Origin of the sequence: Labrenzia sp. THAF187b, assembly GCF_009363375.1 — a bacterium.
In the GTDB taxonomy this organism is placed as follows: domain Bacteria; phylum Pseudomonadota; class Alphaproteobacteria; order Rhizobiales; family Stappiaceae; genus Roseibium; species Roseibium algicola.
The window spans coordinates 3,146,787-3,170,580 of record NZ_CP045344.1 but is presented as its reverse complement, the minus strand read 5'-3'; the positions used below and the strand labels follow the sequence as shown (position 1 = coordinate 3,170,580).

Genomic DNA, 23,794 nt, shown 5'->3' with positions numbered 1-23,794 from the left:
AGATGTCTGAACCTGTTGTTCAGACACGCATTTCCGGAAAGCTCTTGCCGCTCAAAGGCATTTTGAAGCTTCCCGGTTGTGCGCCCGAAGCGGTGTTTTTTCACCGCGCCCCGGTGGAAGCTCCATCCAGCGGCGCGGCTTTACCGGGCGCTGCGGCAGCCAGCGCCGCCGGAACGTTTCCAGCCGGTGCGGCAGGGGCCTGCCGCGCGGCCCGCCTGCTGTTGTTTTTGGCGTACGTCTGCCACGCCCTGTCCCGAGCCCGGCCGACATTTGCCTGAAAGTCTTCCGTCAGCAAATGGCGCTGTCCGGTCTCGTCGTCATAGGTCAATGTCATGCGCGGGCCGTAGCCGTCCTCGTCCGCCGGGGCCTGCCGCCTGTCCCGGCCGGTCTTGTCATTTGGCATCAGATGCCATTTCGCGGCGCGCACACCCTGTGCTTTCAGCAGGTCCTCAACGTCCTTGCGCACGTAACCATGGCCGTCTTTTCCAAGATCCGGATAGGCTGTCTCGACCGGATATTTCAATACGGTCCCTTCCGCCTCCGGCGCGAAGGCCGAAAGACCCCACATCTGCTTGAACCGGTAAATCGCATAGTCCCTGGCAGCCTCCTTGTGGCCGCCCAGTTCGACATAGCTTTGCCTGAACAGCCTTTCGTAATCCGCAAGCGCTTCCGCCTCTTCCGCGGCAGTTCTGCCGATCTGCCGATATCGGTCATAGGAACTTTTCCGGGCCAGATCAGCAGATGCAGCCAAACCGGCTGAGGCGTCAGCAACATCGGCCGCCGTTGTGGCACTCACGCCGTCCAGCTTGCCCGTGCCCACTTCGGCCCCAACTCCGCCGGCTCCAGACACGCTGCCCTCAGACACGCCGTTTTGGCGCGCCTCCTCAAAACCAGGGGCCAGAATGGCGGAAGAGCCTGGCAAAACCGGCTTCTCGCCCAATGGCACTTGCCCGCCATCCATCAGGATGGTTTCAGAAGAAAGACTGTCATCCTCCAGCCGCGGTGCCGTAAGCGGCGCATCTGTCGCCGCCATCGGGGCCGCCGACAACAGTTGCCTGACCTGTCCACGGCGCAGCTCTGCGTCTCTCGTCAGGGTGTCAGTCAATTGTTCGCGTGTTGCGCCGCGGCTTGCGGCCTGCTCCACGGCTCCGCCGGCCTCAAGCGCGTTCTGTATCCCCTGCAGCGCCTGCAAGGCCTCTTCCTCATCCTCGCTGCCGGCAAACGCCCAGTCGATTGCGCTGCCCACCGCGCCTGTCAGCGCGTCCCGGCCATAAACATAGGCGCCAAATGCTTCCGAACCTTCCACAGTTGTAGCAATTTCCGCCATTTTCCGGATCACCAGGTTGTCCGGATAGGCTTCGCCATAAAGCTGGGTCAAGGCGATAATGTCGTCCAGATTGCCCAGAACGTCCCAGGCCTTTTTCAACGGCCCGACAGGCGTCAGCGAAACGGCCAGGTCGAGGCCCGCCTCCGCCGCCATGGACTTCAGATCGTCCTCTGTAAACTCCAGCCCCAGCTCTCTTGCCGCCTGCGCAAACGGTATGTTCCGCTCGTCCGCACGTGCCTGAACCTTGTTGAATATCACCGGCGCGGCAAGACCAAGAACGAAAACCGGCGCGCCGTTCTTGACCAACTTCTTAAACCGCTTGCCAACGTTGAGTTCAATCGGTCGGTGAGCGTTCTTAATCTCGAGCGCTGCCTCGAAGCTTTCAGGAATCTTCGGGTGACTTTGCTCTAGATTGTGAAAAGCACCAAATTTTTGGCTAGTCGAGTTCGCTGCGTGAACAATTGTGTCGTGCTGTTGCGGTGTCAGCGGTACATCCGGATGGGTGAGCATCGAGATCATCAGGGATTTGAAACTCATCCGTCTGAATTTCATGCGCTCAAGTGCATTGTCGGCATTGAATTTGTTATCTAGAAAAGCACCGTCCGCACTAATAACGAGAAAATCGTACTTCTCTCTGTTGTTTCTATTCAGCATGAACTGCCGGACATCCATATCCCAGCCTTCATACCCCCCTCTGGACGAGTTTCGCCTATTATCCGGATCGAATTTCTTCTTGGCCCGCTCGGATTTCACCTCGGATGCTGTGAGGATCTTGTTGTTGTAAGTTCTTTTTTTCAACCAGCCATCGAAATGCGGCAGATATTCAATCGCAATATTGTTTGTGAGTTCTGTTGTTCCAACGCTTGGTACATAGAGAACCTTGTCGCCCAATCCAGCAACGGCATCAAGAACAGAAAATACTTTGTTCCTCATTTGTTCTTTTGGTAATTTTTTTTCGACAGTATAGGCGAGCAACGTCCCGACCTTGGCATGGTCGAGTGCAACGACTGTTTGCTTGCTCATCACAAGCCTCCTTCGTCTTGCTCGATGTAACCACTATCTAGCAAAAATTCGACACACGCCTTTGACCGAACAGATTCGTATTTTCCCGCAAGGACATCGCAGGCAGTAAACATACCAAAACTATACAGGTGCCTGGCTTCGTGAGGATACCCGGATTTCAGGCAGTACCATTCGTAAAAGTCTCCCATGAGTATGTGAGCCTCTAGTGGCCGGTTGTCCCATTCCGGATCCCCCCTGCCAACGGCTCCCCCATTGGCGTCAACAACTTTCAACCACTCCATTTGCTGAGCAGTCGCGTCTCTAAGTTCCGGGTCTTTTAGCAGAAGTTCAGCAAAACGCTGCACTTGGGAGAGCCTGGTACTCACAAGGAAGACCTCTGGATCATGTCGATAGATATAATCGACCGCCTCTTGCCCCCCTTCTTCGTAATATGCCTGCAATTCTTCCCGCCAGCCGGTAATATCTTCAAAATCCGCCATGGGTCCTGTGTCCAAATCCATACCAAATGTTCATCAATTGTTCCGAAACACTCTTGCACACGACAGAAGCACTGCGTCTGCTTACGTCCGGAAAAATAACCTTCTCTCTCATTTCGCCCCCTTGTCTGAAAAGGCGATATCCGTCGAATGCTCTTTTTCAGCGTAAGCCCGGGTCTCCGGAGCCGCCAGGGATGGAAGCTCTCCGATCGCAACCCTGTAGGCTAAGCGCCGGCCGGGATCGAGGTTACCGTCATAGGGGATCTGCGTTTTCATCGCATACCAGCGTTCGAAGTCGTACACGGTTTCGTTGTCCGCCCACGGGCAAAGCTCATCAAACCCCTCATCATCCCGGCCAAAATCCGGATTGGCATTCAGATAATCGCGCCAAGCACCTGATTTCTTCAGCGCCTCAAGAACTTCCGGATGCCTGAGGAATAACTCTGCGAAATGGAGGATTGTTTCATATGGCAATTTGGGTGCCCGGGGTCTTGTTGGGCTCCACGAACTGTATTTGTCGAAAAAGGCCCTGCCTTCTTCCGTTTTCTCAAATGCGGCCAGCTCTTCCCGCCAGCCGGTAATGTCTTCAAAATCAGCCATGGGTCCTAGGTCCAAATTCATCTCAATTGTTCACCAATTGTTCCGGAGCTCTTTCAGCCCCGTTTTGCGGTGGCAATCAATCCTTCCAGCCCGAAGTTTTTCATGATCGGGCTGATTTCACTGGCATCTATCGCAACAATCTTCTCCATCACGCCTCCTCCCCCGGAAAGGAGATATAGCGCGCATAATTTTCCTTGATGAAGTCTCGGGCCTGTTCCGTTCTGAGTGATGTCAGCCTGCCCTCCTCCAAATCAATGGCCAGCCATGTCGCAACCATCATGTCCCTTTTGTCAAAGCGAACCGGAGCTTTCATCAGGTACCACCGTTCAAATGCAATAATGGTGTCATGAGCCTCGAGCGGGTTCAGCTCTACAAACTCATCATCGTGAACTTCCAGATCATGCTTTTCGGCATAGGCCGCAAACCAGATTTTCTTCCGTAAAGCCTCGTGCAGCTCTTCATCACCACGGATCAGTTCAACCATCTGCACAACGTTCTCATATGGAACTTTGATGCCACCGTAGCGCTTGTTGCCGGCAAAGAAGGCCCTGCCTTCTTCCGTTTTCTCAAATGCGGCCAGCTCTTCCCGCCAGCCTGTAATATCTTCAAAATCAGCCATGGGTCCTGTTTCCAAATCCCTCTCAAACGTTCATCAATTGTTCCAAAGCTCTTTCAGCCCCGTTTTGCGGTGGCGATCAATCCTTCCAGCCCGAAGTTTTTCATGATCGGGCTGATTTCACTGGCATCTATCGCAACAATCTTCTCCATCACGTCTCCTCCCCCGGAAAGGAGATATAGCGCGCATAATTTTCCTTGATGAAGTCTCGGGCCTGTTCAGTTCTGAGTGATGTCAGCTTGCCCTCCTCAAGATCGATGGCCAGCCATGTCGCAACGATCATGTCCCTTTTGTCAAAGCGAACCGGAGCTTTCATCAGGTACCATTTCCTGAAATCGATAATGGTGTCATGAGCCTCGAGCGGGTTCAGCTCTACAAACTCATCATCGTGAACTTCCAGATCATGCTTTTCGGCATAGGCCGCAAACCAGATTTTCTTCCGTAAAGCCTCGTGCAGCTCTTCATCACCGCGGATCAGTTCAACCATCTGCACGACGTTCTCATATGGAACTTTGATGCCACCGTAGCGCTTGTTGCCGGCAAAGAAGGCCCTGCCTTCTTCCGTTTTCTCAAATGCGGCCAGCTCTTCCCGCCAGCCTGTAATATCTTCAAAATCAGCCATGGGTCCTGTTTCCAAACTCGTCTCAAATGTTCATCAATTGTTCCAAAGCTCTTTCAGCCCCGTTTTGCGGTGGCGATCAATCCTTCCAGCCCGAAGTTTTTCATGATCGGGCTGATTTCACTGGCATCTATCGCAACAACCTTCTCCATCACGTCTCCTCCCCCGGAAAGGAGACGAACGGAGAATATTTTTTCCTCGTGAAATCCATCGCTTCCTCTGTTCGGAGGTCGGTCACATTCCCGGCCTCGACGTCATCCGCCAAATTTGCAGCGATCAGTAGGTTGCTTTTGTCTGCGTGAATCCGGGATTTCGTCAGGTACCAACGTCCGAAGAAAATAATGGTATCGTAAGCGTCAATAGGATGAAGCTCCTGATACTGCTCGTCATAGGCCTCAAGGTCATGTTCCTCGACGTATTGAGCAAACCAGAGTGTCTTCTTCAAAGCCTCGTGCAGCTCTTCATCACCACGGATCAGTTCAACCATCTGCACGACGTTCTCATATGGAACTTTGCGGCCACCGTAGCGCTTGTTGCCGGCAAAGAAGGCCCTGCCTTCTTCCGTCTTCTCAAATGCGGCCAGCTCTTCCCGCCAGCCGGTCAAATCTTCAAAATCCGCCATGGGTCCTGCGTCCAAATTCCCTAGAAAATGTTCATTCTTTGTTCCTGAGAGGATTGTGGTTGATCCAGTGAATTTTTGCAACCTGCCGCTGGAGCTTTCCTGAAGGCTTCCCTTGCCGCGGCCCTGGCTATCGTTTCTCTTCGACCGATGCTGCTGGTAATGCCCCCGCCTGACCGGCCAAAGCAGGCAGGGTCAGGCAGGCAGGGGCTCTTGCTGCGGCTCAGCTCATGAATTACCGGTTGCCAGCTCAAAACCTTCGTCGATCCAGCCGGTCACGCCACCTGCCATGATCTTCACCGGGCGTCCCAGTTCCGCAAGCCGCAACGCCCCCCGTGCGGCACCGTTGCAATGCGGGCCGGCGCAATAGGTCACGAACAATGTCTCCTCCGGCCACCTGGCCATCTTGGAACGGATGATCTTGCCGTGGGGAAGGTTGATCGCGCCGGGCACATGGCCTTTTTCGAACAGCGCCGGGCTGCGCACATCCAGCAACACAAAGCCAGGCTCGCCCTGAAGGGCGTCGTGCACATCCCAGCAATCGGCCTCGAAGGTAAATTCAGCGGCAAAATGTTCCCTGGCGAGATCGCTCGGTGCGGCCGGAACAGCGGTGACATTGTTGGTCATGAAGGTCTCCTTTCCCGCTGTTTGTCGCCGTATGAACGCCGATTGGCAATTGGCGCGATTGACTATATACGTAAATATCATGACAAAAGATCCAGTCCCTCAAACCGCGGCCCCCTCAGCTCTGGAAGGGCCGCTTGTTGTCGCCCTGCTGTACGATGGGCTCTGCACGTTCGAGTTCGGTATCGTCGCCGAGATATTCGGTCTGGCCCGCCCCGAATTCGGCTCCGACTGGTACCGCTTCGCCAGTTGCCCGGTCGAGGAAGGCCCCTTACGCGCCCATGGCGGCCTGACACTCCTGCCAGACCATGGCCCGGAACGCATAGCCGAGGCGGACATCATCGTCGTACCCGGTTGGAAAGGGGCGGATTACCCGGTTCCCCAAGCGCTTGCCGACCGGCTTTGCGAGGCACACAGCCGGGGCGCGCGGCTCTTGTCCATCTGTTCCGGTGCGTTCGTGCTGGCAGCCACCGGTCTGCTCGACGGTCGCTCCGCCACCACCCATTGGCGTTACGCGGAAAAGCTGCGCGAGCGGCACCCCGCCGTCACCGTCGACGAGGCCTCGCTCTACCGTCAGGAAAACCGGATCTACACGTCTGCGGGCAGCGCTGCTGGCATCGATCTGATGATCGAAATCATCCGCCAGGATTACGGGGCAGACAAGGCCAACTCCGTTGCGCGCCGCCTCGTCGTTCCCGCCCACCGCACCGGCGACCAGGCTCAGTTCCTGGAACGCCCCGTCGCTCATCGCGAGGGCAACGAAATCGCACCGGTTCTGGAGCGGGTCAGGCAGGCGCTGCAGACAGCCTGGACCATTGAAACCATGGCGGCCCTCTGCCGCCTCAGCCCGCGCACCTTCCAGCGCCGCTTCACCGAAGCAACGGGGCTGACACCGGGCGAGTGGCTGGTTCAGGAGCGTTTGGAAGCCGCCAAGGAGATCCTCAGCCGGGGCGACGACGACATGGAAACAATCGCGGCCCGCGTCGGTTTCGGCAGCGCCCACGCGCTCCGCCACCACTTCCGCAAGAAACTCGGCCTGCGCCCAACCGACTACCGCATCCGCTTCGCTGCCCGCACTGTCTAAATGTGGTATGAAATCTAGACTGTCTGCAGATACTTCTGCAGCTTCTCGCGCTGCGGATAATCGGCCAGAAAGTTGTCCGAGTTCACCTGAAACGTGCCGTCCGCTGTCACCACCATGCCGCCCGGTTTGAAATGCGCCGCGCAGAAAAACGGCAAGCCGGGCTTCTTCAGGTCCCACTGCAGAAAACCGCCGCCCATCGGATATTGATCGCGCGGGGCCATATGCTCGTCATGCCGGATCGTGGGCATGACCTTCACCAGACGCTTCGGCCCGGTCACGGTTGCAAGGCTCAGGGCGCGGGTCTGCAGATCGCGGTATCCCGCAGCGCCGCGGTCCGCCAGAATGCCGTCATGCACGGTCGCGCGCCGCCTGTCCGCCTCCTGCGTTTCCTCCGGCAGGCCATACCGCCCGCCCGATCGCAAGGTCGTGCCCTGAAACTCGAACACTTCCGGCAACGGCAAGTGCTTGAGGACCAGCAGCTTGAACCCCTGGTCCAGGCGGCCCTTGTGATAACCGATGTTTTCCTCGGTCCTGCGATAGTCGGACAGAACGATGGCATTCAGTTGAGAGATATTGCCTGCAAAATGTTTCGTCATCTGCCCGACCGGCAGATCGTCCTTGGGTGAAGACAAGGCTGAGCCTCCAGATAAAAACGTCAAAATAGCAATGGCCGGACGCTACCAGCCTTCCCGGTTTCGAACAACGCTCATGGCCGCTTGTCCCCCCTTGCCCAGGCATAGACATAAAAGTCCTCGCCGCCCCGGCCATAGGCTCTCAGCCGCCCTTCGCGCGTTGCGCCCAGCGCCTCGATCCAGCCATGGGCAATGTCATGATTTTCCAGCGTAATCACCTGCAGCCGCCGGCAATCCCGTTCCACAATCTGCCGGATATCCAGCAAGTGCCGTGTGATTGCCGGCACACATCGGCGGAATCGATCCGTGCCGAAGGCCCAGGCCTGCCAGTGGTCCGGATCGAAGGCGGACGCCCGGCTGAAGCCATAGGCCGCCGCCGGCTGGCCATCGTACCAGAGCGACCACACCATGCCCGGCACCGCCGTCTGCAACGCGCAGGCCGCCAGCGCGCGCGTGTCCCAGTCCTTCCACAGACAGGCGATTTCGCGCAGGTCCTGATCGCGCATGTTGGCCGCGATGAAACTGGCGTCCCGCAGGCAAAGGTCGCGGATCAGAAACCGTCCAGCGGGTCGCCCAGTGGCGCCATCCGGCTTTCGGCCCCGGTTCTCAGAACCTTCTTCAGCTCCGCTTTCTGCTTCCATCCCAATGCCTCGACAATCGCATCCGCCTCGTCCGGGGAAGAGCCCAGCCGTTCCTTGATCTCTTCCTTGCTCTCAATCAGGATTTTTCCGTTTCGCATCTTCCAGCGATGCGCCGTCAACTGCGCCTTCACCGTCGCCGACCGCCGGATTGCCAGCCCCAGCCCGCTCTTGGGGTGCAAGGCCTCGCGCAAGCGCCAGTAAAGTTCGGCGCGCAAGTTGTAGAACGGGATCCTGCTGTCCTTCGCACTCTCGCCCGACTGGGCGGAGAAGACGCATTTTTCCGCCGGAATGTTGTTTTCCCGCTTCAGGAAGCCAACCGTGTCCCCGCCCCAGCCGCCCGTGCAGTCCACCACGATCATTGCATTGTCGCGCCGCTCGCGGATGATCAGCGAACCGACATCGGCACCGTCTTTCGTGTCGGTGCCCTTGCGCACGATGTTGGTTTCAAATCGCCGGCCATGCAGCGGCTGCAGCACCGTCCGGTCCTTGCCGCCCTGGGCAACATCCACCGCCAGCACCGTCATCGGTTCGTCCCGATCGATGCCCTGGTCGTATCGCTCGAAGGCAAGGTCCACCCAGCCGGACGGGATCACCTGCCACTCGTGGTCCTGTCGGGCCGCCAGAAAATCTCCGGTCTTCAGCGCCGTGCGCATCGGCTCGGGCATCTGGTCGAGTTGGGCATCGTAGTCCGTTCCCAGAAAGCGGTTGTCCTGCCGCCGTGCCGGAATGAAGGTCCGGCTCTTCGGCGTCCGGACTTCGCCTTCGATCTCCACCGGCTCCGGCCCGTCCACCCACACCGTGCGTATGGCATCGCCGTCGTCAATGAAGACCGCCCACAGGATCTCGCCCGGCTGCACCTTGCCGTAAAGCGGATGCAGCGGATCGAGCCAGGGCGCGAACCAGTCGCTCAGGTAGTCCCCATGCCCGCCCAGCGGCGGATTGGTGGCGATCAAACCGCGGCAACGCTGGCCCTTCCGTGTCGTGCGCAGCCAGCCGAGCACGAAGATGATCTTGCGCGGGTCCATCTGCGCGCCCTCGTCGAAGGCCTTCAGGTCATGGTCGCGCCCCTGCCAGTCCTCTTCCGCCCCCGGCAGCCCCAGGTGGCCAAATTCGATCAGCCGCTCGTCGGGCCCGGTCCACCTTGGCGGATTGCCGGAAATCTTGCCCATGCCCGCCTGGCGCATCAGCGTGTTCATGCGCTCGCTCAAGCCCTTCAGGGACTTGAGCGACTGACGGAAAATCGCTGCCTTGTGGTGGGCAAACAGCGCCAGCCCGGCAATCAGGTCCGTCTTGCCGCCGCCTGCCGCGCCGCCGTAAAGCGTCAGATCGGCTTTTGAGAAATAGCCTTCCGTTTGAGGTCCGGCCTGAGGCCGCCAGACGGAAAACTGGTCCAGCACCCCCGCCTCATCCAGTTGTTTCTGCAAGGCAACCCGCTCGTCCGCAGGCATCCGGTCGATGTGGTCAATCAGCGTTTCGAGGGCCGTCGCCATCCTTTGGCATATCCTTTCCGGTCAGCAATGCCATCACGCCCAGAGCGATTTCCTCCGAGCTGCGCGGTTTCAATGTCTCGAGTGTCTGGCTGTCTTCCGGCTCGCTCCAGACCGGCCATGCTTCCGGCTCCGTCCGCTCCCGCCAGCCGGCACGGTTCTTCATGGCAAAGGTCCAGGCACTGGCGTTGAATTTCGCCAGCTCTCCCCTGGCGCCGTCCTTGCCGATCCGCTCCCACTCCAGAAGGCCGCGCCGGGCGGCTTCTTCCAGCCTTGCGGGCGGAAAGTCCTCGGGAAACTGTTCGGCGTAATAGCGGATCGTCCGGCGGTCGGCGTCCGGAAAACTGTCGATCGAATATCCGGCGGCAATATGCGCGCAAAACTCCGCGCACACCTTCCGGCGCGCTCTGGCTGTCGGCCACTTCAGCGCGCTGCCGCCCCCTTCTGGCAAAGTCATGGGTCGCACTTTCCTGCAAGTCGTCTGGAGGTCAGTTCAAGACACGGTCCGCGGCTTCCCCATCGCCGGTCCTTGGCCCCGGCGCTCGAAGCACCAGATGCAAAAGCCTGCGCCTTGCTGAAATTGTCTTTGGTTTTGGGAAGAAGCGTAAAACCGGTACCAGGCCTCTTGGGCACACTGATCCACGGTAAAATAAGGATGCCCCTTTTTGCCCGGTTTTGTCGAAGCTGTCCACGTCGTCCTAAAGTCTGAAGCCACTGTTTAGACCGCATTTTTCAAAAGCACCCTTGCAAACAGGAACTTGGTGACTGCCTCCGTTGTGCGCATCGGATCATTTTTTTCGGCTCTTGCCGCCCCACCCGCAACTGCCTTCACTCGCTTGTCTTTTCGATTACTCAGACATCGTTTTTCTCTCGCCGCCCCCCTCAACCTGCTTTCAATCTCTCCCGATTTTTCAATGCACCGCTTGACTCGTGTCTCAAAATCTAATTAGTTCGGTGACAGAACGAACTAATGGAGCGTAGCCTTGGCAGACCCCTCGAACATCTCCAGACGCATGTCCTTGAGTGCCATCGTCCAGGCGATTGCCAGCTACAGCCCGATCTCCCGGGCGAGCGTCTCCAAGATCACCGGCCTGTCGAAACAGACGGTTTCGGAAATCGTCGGCAATCTGGAAGAAGAAGGCTGGGTGCGCACGGTTGGACAGACCGAAGGCCATATCGGCCGCCGTGCCGTGGTTTATGAAATCGTGCCGGATGCGGCATCCGTTGCCAGCGTCGATCTCGGCGGCACCAAGATCCGTGTTGCCATCTGCAACCTCACCGGGGCCGTCGTCTCGGAGCTGGTGGAGCCGACCGACAGGCAGGGCGGCATTGCCGTCGTCAATCAGGTCGCGGACCTCATCCGCCGGGCAGCGACCGAAGCCAGCCCCTCGCTCAAGCTGCCTCGTGTCGCCGTCATTGGCGTACCAGGCGCTCCGGACCCGGCTACCGGCCACATCCGCATGGCCCCGAACATCCCCGGCATCGGCGACATCGACGCCCCCGGCCTTTGGCGCGAGATCCTCGGCATCGAGGTCTTTATCGAAAACGACGTCAACCTTGCCGCCCTGGGTGAACACTGGCTCACCAAACGCGGCGACAAGGACGACCTGATCTACGTCTCCATCGGCACCGGTATCGGTGCGGGCATCGTCATCGGCGGCCAGCTCCACCGGGGCATGAACGGCGCTGCCGGTGAAATCGGCTACCTGCCCTTCGGCGCTGATCCGTTCGAACCGGAAAGCCTGGAAGTCGGTGCCCTGGAACGTGTCGCCGCCACCCACGCCATCACCGATCTCTATAAAAGCAAGACCGGCAGAACACTGGACGTGCCGGACATCTTCGACGCCGCAAACACAGGCGACACTGCCGCCACAGAAACGCTGGAAGAAATCGCCCGCCAGGTCGCCCGCGTCATGGCAGCGCTGGCAGCGGTCATGGACCCGTCCTGCATCGTCATCGGCGGTTCCATCGGCACGCGGGACGAGCTCTTCGGCAATGTCCGCAAATTCATTTCCAGATGCTTCCCCCGCCCTGTCCTGATCGAGAAGTCGACCCTCGGCAATCACGCAGCCCTTGCCGGCGGCGCCTCCGTCGCCCTCTCCCGCCTGCACCTGTCGCTTTTCACCGAAGGCCTCAAGGGCGTTGAAATCGCCGTTCCGCCGCCGTCCATCGAAACCTTCAAGAAGGGAGCGGCCTGATGATTTCCTCAAACCTGCATGAAAAGCTGTTGGCCACGCAGGACCGGGACGCCGACATCGATCTCCTTCGCGGCGCTCTGTCGATTGACAGCGTCACCGGCAACGAAACCGGCTTTGCCACCTTCCTGAAATCGCAAATGGAAACGCTCGGACTTGAAACCGGTTCCGGCGAATTCCTGCCTGGTCGCCTCAACGTCTGGGGCCAGCACCAGCCGGTCACCGGTGACGATGCCCCCCGCCTCCTCTTCGTCGGCCACACCGACACCGTGCATGTGCGCGGCTGGCAGGAAGCCTGGCAGGGCAAGCCGCAGGAAAGCCCCTTCGGCGGCGCCTTGATAGACGGTGAGATCTGGGGCCGCGGCGCCTGCGATCTCAAGGGCGGCATCTGCGCCGCACTTGGCGGCCTCAGGCTCTTGCAGAAGGCGGGCTACCGTCCCGCCGGCGGCCTCTCCTTCGCTTTCATCGGCGATGAGGAAAGCGGCGAACCGGGCACCGGCGTCAGCGCCGGCGCTCACGATCTCGTCAAAAGGGTCAAGGACGGCACCATCGCAAAGCCGGATTTCGCGGTCTATGTCGAACCGACCAGGCTGGATGTCTATACGGCCCAGATCGGTTTCTTCATTGCCGATATCACCATAACCGGCAAATCCGCCTATTTCGGTACGCCAAAGCTGGGCGTCGATGCCCTCAAGGCAACCCACGCAATTCTGGGCAACCTCTGGCAACATGAGGCGGAACTGGCAGCAGGACCGAAGCACGATCTGGTCGGCGCTTCCTCCATCCTCGTCACGCATATCAATGGCGGCGGCTATATTGCCGTTCCGGGCGAATGCAAGCTCTCCCTGATCCGCAAGCTCCGCCCCGGCGAGAAGCTGGATGAGGCGGTCGCCGCCTTTGAAGCGGTCGTCCGTTCAGCGCCGGTCGCCGACGGCATCGGCATCGGGATTGCGTACCCCGCCGGCCGTGATCACCGCTTCGGCGGCTCACCCGTCGAGATCTCCCGCCAGACGCCCGCCGCCCAGCAGCTGTCCCGCTGCGTCGAGGTCGCCACGAACGGCCGGAACCTCTCCGGCGGCGCCATCGGCGGTGCGCCCTACTGGTCGGAATCTCCCTTTCTCGTCAACGAGATCGGGTGTCCCGCGGTCTATTGCGCACCTGGGGACATCAGCGTCGCACACACATTCGAAGAGCGCATCGAGGTGGAAAGCTATCTGGCAGCCGTCAGGGCTTTCGCGCTGTTCGTGGCCGACTATTGCGGCCTGGAAGAAGAAGCAGACTGAACCAAACATAACAGAGGGTTAGAAATGAAACTGCTAGTCAAACATCTGGCGACATCCGCCCTTCTCGGGCTGATGTCAGTCTCCGCTATGGCCCAGACGGTCGGTCCCAAGGGCGAAGCGGCGACGCTTTCCGCCGAAGTGACGGTTCCCGACGATGCCGTCGCCGCCATCAAGGACGCAAAGTACAAGGCCGCCCTGCTCTGGCACGACCAGTCCGATTTCGTGAACGCGGTCTCAGCCGGTGCAACGGACGAGTTCAAGCGCCTGGGCATTGAGGTTGTCGCAACCACCAGCGCCGGCTTTGATGCCGCCAAGCAGCGCAGCGACGTTGAAACGGCCATGGCCAAGGAACCCAACATCATCCTTTCGCTACCGCTTGACCCGGTCACATCCGCCGCCGCCTTCAAGGAAGCCCGCGATGCCGGTGTTTCCCTGGTATTCCTGTCCAACCTGCCTGCCGATTATGAGCACCCGCGCGACTACGCGGCCATCGTGACCGACGATCTCTACCAGATGGGTAAACAGGCCGCCGACGCGCTCGCCAGCGCCATGGGCGGCACGGGCACCGTCGGCTGGATTTTCCACGACGCCGACTATTACGTGACCAACCAGCGTGACAACGCCTTCAAGTCGACCATCGAAAACGACTATCCGGACATCAAGATCGTTGCGGAACAAGGCATCAGCGACCCTGCTCGCGCTGAGGAAATCGCCAACGCCATGCTGCTCAAGAACCCGGATCTCGGCGGCATCTATGTGACCTGGGCCGGCCCGGCCGAAGGTGTGCTCGCAGCCCTGCGTGCCAACGGCAACAAGGACACCAAGATCGTCACGCTCGATCTGTCCGAACCGGTAGCTCTCGACATGGTCCGCGGCGGCAACGTTGCAGCCATTGTTGCGGACGAAGCCTATGAACTCGGCCGCGCCATGGCAGCTGCCGCAGCCCTGCGCCTCGTCGACAAGGACGTTCCGCCCTTCATCGCGGCACCGGCCATCACCGTGACTGCAGACAACGTTGCCGAGGGCTGGAAGAAGTCCCTCAACATCGACCCGCCGGCAAGCGTTACCTCCGCGAATTGACCCGGCATTCCGGCAGGCTGCCCATCACAGCCTGCCGGCCAACAGGTCCTCACAACAATTCTAAAAACCCGCACGGACCTCCGAGAAGCAACACCGTCTTTCCGACGGTTAATACCGAACCTTACGGAGAAGTCGCATGTTCAAGTTACAGACACTCCTGGCGTCGACACTGCTGGTCGGCATGACCGCCATGGCCTCGGCTGCTGACCGCCCGCAAACGGTTGGCCCGAAGGGCGAAGCCCCGACGCCGGTCGCAACGCTCAAACTGACCGATGCCGAAGTCGCGAAAGTGGCCGAAGGCAATTACACGGCCGCCTTTGCCTGGCACGAGCTTTACGACTGGTCCAACGCGGTCGCGCGCGGCGCCAAGGACGAGTTCGAACGGCTCGGCATCAAGGTCATTGCCGAGACCGACGCCGGTTTCGACTCTGCCCGCCAGAAGTCCGACGTCGAGACGATCATGGCCAACCAGCCGTCGATCATCGTATCCCTGCCGATCGACCCGACCACAGCACAGACCGTTTACGGCATCGCCCGCGATGCCGGCGTGAAGCTTGTCTTCGTCGACAACGCCGTCGACGGCTTCACCCATGGCAAGGACTATGTCACCGTCGTCTCCGCCGACCTGGTTCAGATCGGCGAAAAGGCCGCTCGGGCACTCGCTGCGTCCATGGGCGAGACGGGTACGGTCGGCTACATGTTCCACGATGCGGATTTCCCGGTCACCAACCAGCGTGACCAGGCGTTCAAATGGACCATCGAAAACGAGTTTCCGAACATGGAAATCGCCATCGAGTCCGGAATGACCGATCCCGCGAACGCCGAAGACATCGCCCGGGCAATGCTGTCACGGAACCCGGATCTCGGCGGCATCTATACGCCGTGGGCAGAACCCGCACTCGGCGTCCTCTCGGTTCTGCGCCAGCAGGGCAACGACACCACCAAGGTGGTCACCATCGACCTCAACGAACCGGTTGCCCTCGACATGCTGAAGGGTGGCAACACCGCGGCAATCATCGCGGACGAAGCCTACAGCATCGGCGTCTACGCGGCCCGGTCCGCTGCGGCCAGCCTTCTCGGCAAGTCCGTCGATCCGTTCCTGGTGGTCGACGCCATCACGGTTGGTACGGATAATGTCACCGAAGGCTGGAACAAGTCCATGAAGATGGATCCGCCCGAAAGCGTTGCCGAAGCAGCCAAGTAAATCCCTTTCCGTGCAGGCCGCGCCTTGCGGCCTGCCGTCACCTACCTCTTCGAACTTGAGGCAATCCATGACCCAGGCGGTTTCGAGACTAAGACAACTCGATTACAAGCAAGGCGTGATCTATTTCGGGTTTCTCGGAATCTTTCTTTTCTTTGCTCTCACTCTTCACGACGTCGGCTTCCTGTCGCCCCGCAACCTGACCAACATCGTTCTGCAGACCGCACCGGCAACGATCATGGCCATCGGTCTGGTCTTCGCGCTGTCCGCCGGGGAGATCGACCTCAGCTTCGGCTCAGTCGTTGCTGTCTCGGCTCTCGCCGCCGCGCTTGCCCTCCAAAGCTACCCGCTGGTCGTCGGCGTCATCGCCGGCATCGGAGCCGGTGCCTTGATCGGCGCCATGAACGGCGTCCTTGTCGCCTATCTGCGCCTGCCGTCCTTCCTGGTGACGCTGGCCACCATGGGCCTCTTCGCCGGTATCGCCCGCTCCATGACGGACCTGCGCTCGATCCCGGTCCTGAACGACACCTTCGCAGGCATCTTCGGCTCCGGCAGCCTGTTCTCCATCCCCTCGCTGGTCATCTGGACCATCGCTGCCGTCGTCATCGGCCATATCGTCTACCGCAACACCCGGTTTGGCGCCCATGTGGTGGCAACAGGCGACAATCCCCGGGCCGCCCAGGTTTCCGGCATCAAGGTTCCGCGCATCCGCCTCAGCGTGCTGACGCTGTGCGGCGCCATGGCCGGGCTTGCCGGCCTGCTCTACGCCGGACGCCTTCAGGCTGCCAAATACACGCTCGGCGAAAGCGACCTGATGACGGTCATCGCAGCCGTTATCGTCGGCGGCACCGCCCTCAACGGCGGCAAGGGCTCCGTCATTGGCGCCCTGCTCGGCTCGCTGCTCATGGGCATGCTCAACAACGGACTGATCCTGATGGGGCTTGATGTCTCCGACCAGATGATCGTCCGCGGTCTCATCATTCTCGTCGCAGTCGCCGTCTCCCTGCGCGACACCAGCCGGTAACCCGGAGGACCACGATGTTTCTCGACGTTCTCATGCGCCGCAACCCGGCCTTCATCGAAGCCGCCATGGCGCTGCATCAGGCCGGCAAGATCCCTGCCAATGCCTATGTTCTCGATCTGGACGCGGTCGAACGCAACGCTCGCCTTTTCAAGGGAGAGGCTGACAAGCACGGCCTGAAAACCTTCGCCATGACCAAGCAGGTCGGACGCCATTCCGGTTTCTGCCAGGCGGTCATGCGCGGCGGCATCGAAAGATCCGTTGCGGTCGACATGGCCTGCGCTCTCGCCTGCGACCGGGCGGGGCTCAAGACCGGGCATCTCGGCCACCTGGTCCAGGTTCCGAGGCAGGAAGCCGCTTTTGCCGCTGCGAAACTGCAACCGGATTACTGGACGGTCTTCTCGTCCGAGAAGGCACAGGAAGCTGCCGCTGCCGCCAAGTCCGCCGGCAGGACACAGAACCTGCTCGCCCGGATCCAGACCGAAGGCGACACGTTCTATCGTGGCCATGAAGGCGGCTTCGACGCGCAAGACATTGTCGCCGTGGCTGAACAGCTTGATGCCCTGGAAGGTGGAGCCTTTGCCGGCATCACGACCTTCCCCGCCCTGCTTTTCGATCTGGAAACGCGCAAGGTCAAACCGACGCCGAACCTGTCGACCCTCGCCCGCGCCGCCGAAGCACTGGCAGCTGCAGGTCGCGGCCGTATCGAGATCAACGCTCCTGGCACCACGTCCTCCGCAGTGCTCGGCGCCCTTGCCGAAGCCGGTGCCACCCAGTGCGAACCGGGCAACGGTCTCCACGGCACGACACCTCTTCATGCAGTGGAAGACCTGCCGGAAGATCCGGCCGTGCTCTATCTCTCGGAAGTCTCTCACCACCACGGTGGCAAGGCCTACTGCTTCGGTGGTGGCCTCTACATCGATCCGGTCTTCCCGAAGTACCCGGTCAAGGCCCTCGTCTCCTCGGAGCCGACTTCCCGCCAGTCTGATCTGCTTGAAGTCGAAATACCCGACTATTCCGCCATCGACTATTACGCGATGATCGACGCCACCTCGCCCAAACCCGTGCGCGCCGGTGACACGGTGGTCTTCGGCTTCCGCGGTCAGGCCTTCGTCACACGGGCGCTTGTCGTCGGCATTTCCGGCGTCAGCGCTGGCACGCCTGCCGTCACCACAATCGAAAATGGCTTCGGAGATGCCGTCTCCTGGCCGGGAGCGTTCCAGCAATGACCGCCGACAATCCCGTTCTGTCCCTGAAGAACATCCACAAGGCGTTCGGTGGCGTCGTCGCCATCGAGAACTTCTCACTCGACCTTCACGCGGGAGAGATCGTTGCTCTTGTCGGCGACAATGGTGCCGGCAAGTCGACGCTGGTCAAGATCATCTCCGGCGTCCATAAGCCAACCTCGGGTGACATCCTGCTGGACGGCACGCCGGCATCTTTCTCAGACGCCAGCTCGGCCCGCAGTCTCGGCATCGAGGTCGTCTACCAGGACCTCGCCCTTGCCGACCAGCAGCCGGTCTACATGAACATGTTCCTCGGCCGTGAACTGACCAAGCCGCCCTTCGGGCTGCTCGACAAGAAGCGCATGCGCAGGGAATGCCAGGAACTGGTCGACGAGCTGGATGTCCGCATCCCCTCCGCCGCCTCTGTCATTCGAGACCTCAGTGGCGGCCAGCGTCAGGGCATAGCCATTGCGCGGGCCACCCACTGGGCCAGCAAGCTGGTTCTGCTGGACGAACCGACGGCTGCCCTCGGCGTCGCGGAAACGGCCAAGGTCGAACAGCTGGTCGCATCGCTGAAGGAAAAGAACCTCGCCATCCTGATCATCAGCCACAGTCTGGATCAGGTCTTCCGCCTCTCCGACCGCATCTGCGTCCTGCGCCGTGGTCAGCAGATCGGCGTTCGCAAGACCAGCGAGACGGACAAGAACGAAATCGTCTCCATGATCACCGGCGTTTCCGGCCAGGCGGCCTGATCCTTCCGCCAGAACCATCAGCCTCCGGCAACTGCCGGAGGCTGATCTGATCACATCAGAACGGAATGGTGACGTTAAGCGTCGCACCATACGAGCGGAAGTCGGACGTCCCGATCCCGTCGTAAAAGCCTTCTCCGGAAATCTGGATGTTACGGCCAGGCACCAGCAGGCCCGCGCCAGCTTCCACACGTGCCCGCAGATCTTCATCGGAAGAGGCAAGCGTCGCATCCGTCGGGGTATCGTCCTGCAACTTGTTGAAGTCGTAGATCCCGGAGAGAGACAGGAACGGCGAGAACAGCAGCTCGTTCAACTGCAGGTCCCAGGAGACCTTGGGTCCGAACTCGAGCCGCCCCAGATCGAAATCCTGCGACGGGATCAGCCGCCCCAATGTGTCCGTGTAGCTTTCCTGTTCTTCGTAGTAATAGGTGATGCGGGCAAATGGACTGACCCTGGTCGTTTCACTGAGCTTGAAGTCGCCTGTCAAACCGCCCTGCAACAGAAACCGCTGCGTTCTGAAATCATCTTCGAAAAGCCCTAGCGCGTTCACGGTGTTGTAGGACTGGCCATACGTCGCCAGCCCATCCAGATAGAAATTCTGATGAACCCGGAGAACAGCATAAGGGCCAGCCATCCAGCCGACGCCGTCGGCGGAGGTATCGGCGGCGCCGTTTCTTTCCTCGGTCAGGTCGAGCTGCCCCAACAAGCCCAGGACGGCCCGGTCCTTGTAGCGATAGTCGACCCCGGCAAAAAACAGCCCGGTCTTGCTGTTGCTGCTGTTGTTGTCGGTGATTGCATACGTTCCCTGGGCCCAGAAATCCCATCCCGACTGCCACTCGGCACTGCCCTCGCCGCCTGAAGGTGCATCTCCGTTGGTGCCGCTCAGGATCGCGAGGGTATCATCCTGCATCACCTGCTGACCGACGGCCGTGTAACTCATCGTGCCGGAGGAGGTGAAATTGTCGAAGACCGCGTACCGTTCGGGCTCGGCATTCGCCACGCGAACGCCGCTCCCGGCTCCTGCCATTGCCGCACTGTTTCCTGTGCCACCACCTTGTTGAAGAGAATTGGCAAAGGCTCGCAGGGAGAACTGGAAGTTTCCGGACTGCGAGGTGGGTGTAACGTCGAAATTGAAGCCGTTGCGCCCACGCTGCCGCCCAAAGGGGCCGCTGGTCAACCGCGAGACGATGTCAGGCTGTCCGGACACGATCGCATTGGCCCGGCTTGTCACGAAGGAGGCAATCACTTCCTTTGTTTTCTGGATATCGGCCGATGCATCCCGGTCATTGGTGAGAGAGAAGCTGACGCTGCTCAGCCCCGTGGCACTCGCGGTCACCGAATATGGCGTGAGACCACCACCACCGTTATAGGACGAGGCAACTGCGTTTGCGGTCATGGCGGAACTGGTCGCCGTTCCGTCCGCAGCCGTGGTCACCGTTTCCGTGTTGGTGCCCGTGCTCGCAAATGTCAGTGACGCGCCACCAGCCGGCGCAGTGAAGGTTACACTGACACCTGCAGCAGCGTTGTTGTTGACGTCTGTCGCTCTCGCGACGAGAACTGCCTCGAACCGGGTTCCGACTTCGGAACTTTGTCCGGACCCCGACACGACCGACAGCGCCGCCGCCGCCCCGCTTGCCGTCCCGCTCACCGATACGTTGAAGGGGTTTTCGTCCGCATCGTCATTGGCGAAGTTGAAGTCGAACCCGAACGCTCCAGGCGCTGTTGGCGTATAGGCCACAGCCAGCGTCGCCGTTCCGCCGCTGCTGCTTACGGTGTTGGAACTCAATGTGAAGCTGTTGACTGTGACGTTGCTTGTGCCGGTAACATTCGCACCAACCGTTGGAGTTGTGAGGTTCAGGACGGCCGACCCGGTGTTCGTGATCGTGTAAGTGATGGTCGACGTTGTTCCCGGCATGACAATTCCGGGAACGGTGTCTGTCCCCCCGTCCGATACGGCATTGCCTGTCGACGATGTAACCTCGATTTCCGGACTGCCAATCGCGGTACCGCTCACCAGGATGTCATACGTGGGTTCGTCGGCGTCATCGCTGAGAATATCGAGTTCGAACGAAAAATTGCCAATTGCACTCGGCGTGTAGAGAACAGTGAAGGTAGTCGATGCGCCGCCCGCGAGCGTTGTGAGCCCTGGCGCGGAGATTGAATCGACCGAAACATTGCTTGCCGAGGCACTGGTTGGCGTTCCGGTCAGGGTAAGCGTCGCGGTACCCGTGTTTTCGATCGTGTAGACCAGTGTTTGCTGGTCTCCCACGTTTACTGTTCCCTGAGCATCCGTTCCGTTATCCGCAATAGAGTTTCCTGCAGGACGCTGCACGTCGATTTCGGGAGTAGCAACCGTCAGAGTGCTTGAAGACGTTCCGGAGTTTCCAAGGCTGGAGGTCAGGTCTCCAGTTGTGTTCGCGAAGGAACCATCTGTGGAGCCGGTAACGTCCGCGCTCAAGGAACAGCTGCCCCCGGCCGCAACGGTGCCTCCCGTGTAGGAAATCACACCAGAACCTGTCGTCGCCGTTATCGTTCCCCCGGTACAGGTGGTTGAGGCGTTTGCAGGCGTGGCTACTGTCAATCCTGCGGGGAGATTGTCAGTGAAATCCAGCGAGGTCGCCGCGACCGCATTGGCGGAGTTGTTGATGACGAAGGAAACCGTCGAGGTTCCACCTGACAGAATAGTCGCAGGAGCAAAGGACTGCGTGAAACTCGGAGTGGACGTTCCCGTGCCCTGTACCGAGAACGTGTAGGTTCCCTCGTCGGCATCGTTGGAGACAATCGTGATTGTCGACGTTTGGGTTCCAAGCGCGTTGGGATCAAAAGTGACCGTGAAGGTCACAGACCCCAGGGCTGCGATCGAACCGCTCGTCGTGCCGGACACCGCAAATTGCGTATTGTCCGAGGATGTCACGCTCGTCAGCGTCAGCGTGTCCGTACCCGTGTTCTGGATCGTGAAGACATTCGCATTGGTACCGCTGGAAACCGAAACACTGCCGAAGTCGGTGCCGTCGGCAGCCGACGGCGTCGTATCACCACTGGCGATACTCGTGCCGTTCCCCTGGACGTTGATCTCCGGAGCCACACCCGTGCCTTGCACGGTGAAGGTGTATGTTCCTTCGTCGGGATCGTTGGATTCAATCGTGATTGTCGACGACTGCGTTCCCAGGGCATTGGGATCAAAAGTGACCGTGAAGGTCACAGACCCCGACGCGGCGATCGAGCCGCTGGTCGTGCCGGATATCGCGAATTGCGTGTTGTCCGAAGATGTCACGCTCGTCAGCGTCAGTGCATCTGTTCCGGTGTTCTGGATCGTGAACGTATTTGCGTTGGATCCGCTCGCAACCGAAACGTTGCCGAAGTCGGTATCATCCGCTGCGGACGGCGTCGTATCGCCACTGACGATACTTGTCCCGTTCCCCTGAACGTTGATCTCTGGCGCGATACCAGTCCCTTGTACCGTGAACGTGTAAGTCCCTTCATCGATGTCATCGGAAACGATGGTGATCGTAGCAGTCTGGTTCCCACCGGCGTTGGGATCAAAAGTGACGGTAAAGGTCGAAGACCCCGAAGATGCGATCGATCCGCTTGTCGTTCCGGAAATGGCGAACTGGGTGTTGTCCGACGACGTTACACTTGTAAGCGTCAGCGTGTCGGTTCCTGTGTTCTCGATGGTGAACGTATTCGCCACAGATCCGCTCGAAACCGCAACACTCCCGAAGTCGGTATCGTCCGCCGCACTCGGAGACGTATCCCCGCTGGCAATACTGACACCGTTTCCCTGGACGTCGATCTCGGGTGTAATGCCTGTTCCTTGAACACTGAACGTATAGGGACTCTCGTCCGCGTCGCTCGAGACGATCGTAATCGTTGACGTTTGCAAACCCGTCGCAGACGGATCGAAGGTGACCGTGAAGGTTACAGATCCCGAAGACGGTATCGAACCGGCCGTTGTCCCCGACACCGCGAATTGTGCGTTGTCAGAGGATGTCACACTGGTCAGTGAGAGCGTTCCATTACCCGTATTCTGGATTGTGAAGGTATTTGCGTTTGTACCGCTTGAAACAGAAACGCTGCCGAATTCGGTATCATCTGCCGCCGAAGGGGTCGTGTCCCCACTGACGATGCTTACCCCGTTGCCCTGAACGTTGATTTCAGGAGAGGCGACCGTCAGCGTGGCAGATGACGTCCCGGAATTTCCCAGCGACGATGTGAGATCACCTGTGGTGTTGACGTAACTTCCGTCACTTGCAGACGTCACATCGGCACTGACGGTACAAGTCGCACCCGCCGCGGCGGTTCCGCCAGTGTAACTGATTACACCCGATCCGCTGGTAGCCGTGAGTGTGCCACCGGTACACGTCGTGGCAGCGTTCGACGGAGAGGCCACGGTCACTCCCGAAGGCAAGTTGTCGGTGAAATCGAGAGATGTCGCGTCCACACCGTTCGCAGAGTTGTTGATCGTGAATGTGACGGTCGAGGTGTCGTTTGCCACGATCGTACTGGGGGCGAATGCCTGGGTGAATGTTGGAGGCGTCGTCGGTGGAGTAACTTCGCCGCTGGAACCGGCATCAAGATAGGTGAAATTAATGCCTGTAGCACCGTAGGATCCGGTGATTGTGCATGTCGTGGTACAATCGATCGTCTGAGTACCTGGCGACGTTACGTTGATGGTATCCGTTCCATTGGTAACGGAATACGAGAGGACATTCCCCGGGTCGTTTGGACCGTTGTTGATATCGAAATTGGTGAGACTGCTTCCAGAACCCTGATCCTGGATCAATATCCAGTCGTCGTCCGCCGTAGTAGGTCCAATGCCACTTTCCCGCGTGCATTCATCCAGTGTGAGGTTCAACACGAGAGGATCGAGCGGGACAGAATTGCTTGGACAGTCTGTGTAGGCCGCCCTCGCGTCGTCAGGCATGGCTCCCAGAAAAAGCATCAGAAACGCCAGCTGTACAAAGCGCAACCAGACGCCTGCGCACGCGGCTTTGCCGAGCCTGGCTCCCCATACGTCACAAATCATCAAATCACCACAGAGCGAACCACTGTCGCTGCACCCCAAAAAGAAAGAGCCAAGGCTCGAAGGCCCGGTTTTTGTTAGCCGCCAAATACAACCTTGGCGTGATTTTTACTAAAACAATCTTTGGTTTAAATTCTACTACGCTCAAACTTAAATAGAATTCAAGCGCAAATCCGATCACATTTTTGACTGACCACATCTGCGTCAGGAAAAAGGATTCAATTCTGACAAATTCTAACTATGGTTGAAAGATTTGGTCAGAATTGAA

The 23,794-nt window shown here is 59.4% G+C and carries 20 protein-coding genes; 8 read left to right on the top strand and 12 right to left on the bottom strand.

Translation table 11 applies throughout. The features are described 5' to 3' along the window. Positions 1-100 precede the first annotated feature (100 nt). From FIV03_RS14490 to FIV03_RS14460, 7 genes are all read right to left on the bottom strand, one after another. Entirely contained in the window at positions 101-2,350 is a 2,250-nt protein-coding gene (locus tag FIV03_RS14490) for a hypothetical protein (protein WP_152510044.1), read from the bottom strand. Continuing rightward, positions 2,350-2,829 carry a hypothetical protein gene (locus FIV03_RS14485; protein ID WP_023000427.1) on the bottom strand — a complete coding sequence of 160 codons (480 nt, stop codon included), beginning with the start codon at positions 2,827-2,829 and terminating at the stop codon, positions 2,350-2,352. Before FIV03_RS14485 ends, FIV03_RS14490 begins: the two co-directional genes overlap by 1 nt. Positions 2,830-2,937: 108 nt before the next feature. Continuing rightward, positions 2,938-3,426 carry a hypothetical protein gene (locus FIV03_RS14480; protein WP_152510043.1) on the bottom strand — a complete coding sequence of 163 codons (489 nt, stop codon included), beginning with the start codon at positions 3,424-3,426 and terminating at the stop codon, positions 2,938-2,940. A gap of 148 nt (positions 3,427-3,574) precedes the next feature. Then, positions 3,575-4,045 (bottom strand): hypothetical protein, encoded by a 471-nt coding sequence (locus FIV03_RS14475; protein WP_152510042.1) that lies wholly within the window; start codon positions 4,043-4,045, stop codon positions 3,575-3,577. 148 nt (positions 4,046-4,193) lie between these two features. Next, a complete protein-coding gene (locus FIV03_RS14470; RefSeq protein WP_152510041.1) occupies positions 4,194-4,664 on the bottom strand; it encodes a hypothetical protein in 471 nt (156 codons plus the stop codon). A gap of 148 nt (positions 4,665-4,812) precedes the next feature. Further along, on the bottom strand, positions 4,813-5,283 hold the full coding sequence (locus FIV03_RS14465; RefSeq protein ID WP_152510040.1) for a hypothetical protein: 471 nt from the start codon (positions 5,281-5,283) through the stop codon (positions 4,813-4,815). A 225-nt stretch (positions 5,284-5,508) separates the two neighbouring features. Further along, entirely contained in the window at positions 5,509-5,907 is a 399-nt protein-coding gene (locus tag FIV03_RS14460) for a rhodanese-like domain-containing protein (RefSeq protein WP_023000422.1), read from the bottom strand. A 79-nt stretch (positions 5,908-5,986) separates the two neighbouring features. Here FIV03_RS14460 and ftrA point away from each other — a divergent pair, with 79 nt between their 5' ends. Further along, positions 5,987-6,988 carry a transcriptional regulator FtrA gene (gene ftrA / locus FIV03_RS14455; RefSeq protein ID WP_152510039.1) on the top strand — a complete coding sequence of 334 codons (1,002 nt, stop codon included), beginning with the start codon at positions 5,987-5,989 and terminating at the stop codon, positions 6,986-6,988. Positions 6,989-7,002: 14 nt separating this feature from the next. On the opposite strand, the gene FIV03_RS14450 is transcribed toward ftrA, so the two are convergent. The 4 genes from FIV03_RS14450 to FIV03_RS14435 form a co-directional block, all read right to left on the bottom strand. Then, positions 7,003-7,620, bottom strand: a complete 618-nt coding sequence (locus FIV03_RS14450) for a hypothetical protein (RefSeq protein ID WP_152510038.1) — start codon at positions 7,618-7,620, stop codon at positions 7,003-7,005. A gap of 74 nt (positions 7,621-7,694) precedes the next feature. Beyond that, positions 7,695-8,126 (bottom strand): hypothetical protein, encoded by a 432-nt coding sequence (locus tag FIV03_RS14445; protein ID WP_152510037.1) that lies wholly within the window; start codon positions 8,124-8,126, stop codon positions 7,695-7,697. Positions 8,127-8,170: 44 nt separating this feature from the next. After that, positions 8,171-9,751: a terminase gene (locus FIV03_RS14440; protein ID WP_152510036.1), complete on the bottom strand. Its 1,581-nt coding sequence runs from the start codon at positions 9,749-9,751 to the stop codon at positions 8,171-8,173. After that, positions 9,723-10,205 carry a hypothetical protein gene (locus FIV03_RS14435; RefSeq protein ID WP_152510035.1) on the bottom strand — a complete coding sequence of 161 codons (483 nt, stop codon included), beginning with the start codon at positions 10,203-10,205 and terminating at the stop codon, positions 9,723-9,725. Before FIV03_RS14435 ends, FIV03_RS14440 begins: the two co-directional genes overlap by 29 nt. Before the next feature lie 526 nt (positions 10,206-10,731). Here FIV03_RS14435 and FIV03_RS14430 point away from each other — a divergent pair. From FIV03_RS14430 to FIV03_RS14400, 7 genes are all read left to right on the top strand, one after another. Continuing rightward, a complete protein-coding gene (locus FIV03_RS14430; RefSeq protein WP_082444494.1) occupies positions 10,732-11,946 on the top strand; it encodes an ROK family transcriptional regulator in 1,215 nt (404 codons plus the stop codon). Then, positions 11,946-13,226 carry a M20/M25/M40 family metallo-hydrolase gene (locus FIV03_RS14425; RefSeq protein WP_152510034.1) on the top strand — a complete coding sequence of 427 codons (1,281 nt, stop codon included), beginning with the start codon at positions 11,946-11,948 and terminating at the stop codon, positions 13,224-13,226. Before FIV03_RS14430 ends, FIV03_RS14425 begins: the two co-directional genes overlap by 1 nt. Before the next feature lie 24 nt (positions 13,227-13,250). Then, on the top strand, positions 13,251-14,306 hold the full coding sequence (locus tag FIV03_RS14420) for a substrate-binding domain-containing protein (protein ID WP_173013849.1): 1,056 nt from the start codon (positions 13,251-13,253) through the stop codon (positions 14,304-14,306). A 136-nt stretch (positions 14,307-14,442) separates the two neighbouring features. Then, positions 14,443-15,510, top strand: a complete 1,068-nt coding sequence (locus tag FIV03_RS14415; RefSeq protein ID WP_152510033.1) for a substrate-binding domain-containing protein — start codon at positions 14,443-14,445, stop codon at positions 15,508-15,510. Between the two features lie 67 nt (positions 15,511-15,577). Next, on the top strand, positions 15,578-16,531 hold the full coding sequence (locus tag FIV03_RS14410) for an ABC transporter permease (RefSeq protein WP_031269094.1): 954 nt from the start codon (positions 15,578-15,580) through the stop codon (positions 16,529-16,531). Between the two features lie 14 nt (positions 16,532-16,545). Next, positions 16,546-17,757, top strand: coding sequence for an alanine racemase (locus FIV03_RS14405; RefSeq protein ID WP_152510032.1), 1,212 nt, complete (start codon positions 16,546-16,548; stop codon positions 17,755-17,757). Next, positions 17,754-18,506: an ATP-binding cassette domain-containing protein gene (locus tag FIV03_RS14400; RefSeq protein ID WP_152510031.1), complete on the top strand. Its 753-nt coding sequence runs from the start codon at positions 17,754-17,756 to the stop codon at positions 18,504-18,506. The genes FIV03_RS14405 and FIV03_RS14400 overlap by 4 nt, the downstream gene beginning before the upstream one ends. Positions 18,507-18,561: 55 nt before the next feature. Here FIV03_RS14400 and FIV03_RS14395 read toward each other — a convergent pair whose 3' ends face one another. After that, entirely contained in the window at positions 18,562-23,427 is a 4,866-nt protein-coding gene (locus FIV03_RS14395) for a choice-of-anchor D domain-containing protein (RefSeq protein WP_173013848.1), read from the bottom strand. Positions 23,428-23,794: the final 367 nt, after the last annotated feature.

Excerpts from the sequence above, each read along its gene's own strand:
- FIV03_RS14415 (WP_152510033.1), top strand. The coding sequence starts at position 14,443 with ATGTTCAAGTTACAGACACTCCTGGCGTCGACACTGCTGGTCGGCATG.
- FIV03_RS14425 (WP_152510034.1), top strand. The coding sequence starts at position 11,946 with ATGATTTCCTCAAACCTGCATGAAAAGCTGTTGGCCACGCAGGACCGG.
- FIV03_RS14460 (WP_023000422.1), bottom strand. The coding sequence starts at position 5,907 with ATGACCAACAATGTCACCGCTGTTCCGGCCGCACCGAGCGATCTCGCC.
- ftrA (WP_152510039.1), top strand. The coding sequence starts at position 5,987 with ATGACAAAAGATCCAGTCCCTCAAACCGCGGCCCCCTCAGCTCTGGAA.
- FIV03_RS14420 (WP_173013849.1), top strand. The coding sequence starts at position 13,251 with ATGAAACTGCTAGTCAAACATCTGGCGACATCCGCCCTTCTCGGGCTG.
- FIV03_RS14490 (WP_152510044.1), bottom strand. The coding sequence starts at position 2,350 with ATGAGCAAGCAAACAGTCGTTGCACTCGACCATGCCAAGGTCGGGACG.
- FIV03_RS14480 (WP_152510043.1), bottom strand. The coding sequence starts at position 3,426 with ATGGCTGATTTTGAAGACATTACCGGCTGGCGGGAAGAGCTGGCCGCA.
- FIV03_RS14440 (WP_152510036.1), bottom strand. The coding sequence starts at position 9,751 with ATGGCGACGGCCCTCGAAACGCTGATTGACCACATCGACCGGATGCCT.
- FIV03_RS14435 (WP_152510035.1), bottom strand. The coding sequence starts at position 10,205 with ATGACTTTGCCAGAAGGGGGCGGCAGCGCGCTGAAGTGGCCGACAGCC.
- FIV03_RS14410 (WP_031269094.1), top strand. The coding sequence starts at position 15,578 with ATGACCCAGGCGGTTTCGAGACTAAGACAACTCGATTACAAGCAAGGC.
- FIV03_RS14470 (WP_152510041.1), bottom strand. The coding sequence starts at position 4,664 with ATGGCTGATTTTGAAGATATTACAGGCTGGCGGGAAGAGCTGGCCGCA.
- FIV03_RS14465 (WP_152510040.1), bottom strand. The coding sequence starts at position 5,283 with ATGGCGGATTTTGAAGATTTGACCGGCTGGCGGGAAGAGCTGGCCGCA.
- FIV03_RS14395 (WP_173013848.1), bottom strand. The coding sequence starts at position 23,427 with ATGCCTGACGACGCGAGGGCGGCCTACACAGACTGTCCAAGCAATTCT.
- FIV03_RS14485 (WP_023000427.1), bottom strand. The coding sequence starts at position 2,829 with ATGGCGGATTTTGAAGATATTACCGGCTGGCGGGAAGAATTGCAGGCA.
- FIV03_RS14405 (WP_152510032.1), top strand. The coding sequence starts at position 16,546 with ATGTTTCTCGACGTTCTCATGCGCCGCAACCCGGCCTTCATCGAAGCC.
- FIV03_RS14475 (WP_152510042.1), bottom strand. The coding sequence starts at position 4,045 with ATGGCTGATTTTGAAGATATTACAGGCTGGCGGGAAGAGCTGGCCGCA.
- FIV03_RS14445 (WP_152510037.1), bottom strand. The coding sequence starts at position 8,126 with ATGCGCGATCAGGACCTGCGCGAAATCGCCTGTCTGTGGAAGGACTGG.
- FIV03_RS14400 (WP_152510031.1), top strand. The coding sequence starts at position 17,754 with ATGACCGCCGACAATCCCGTTCTGTCCCTGAAGAACATCCACAAGGCG.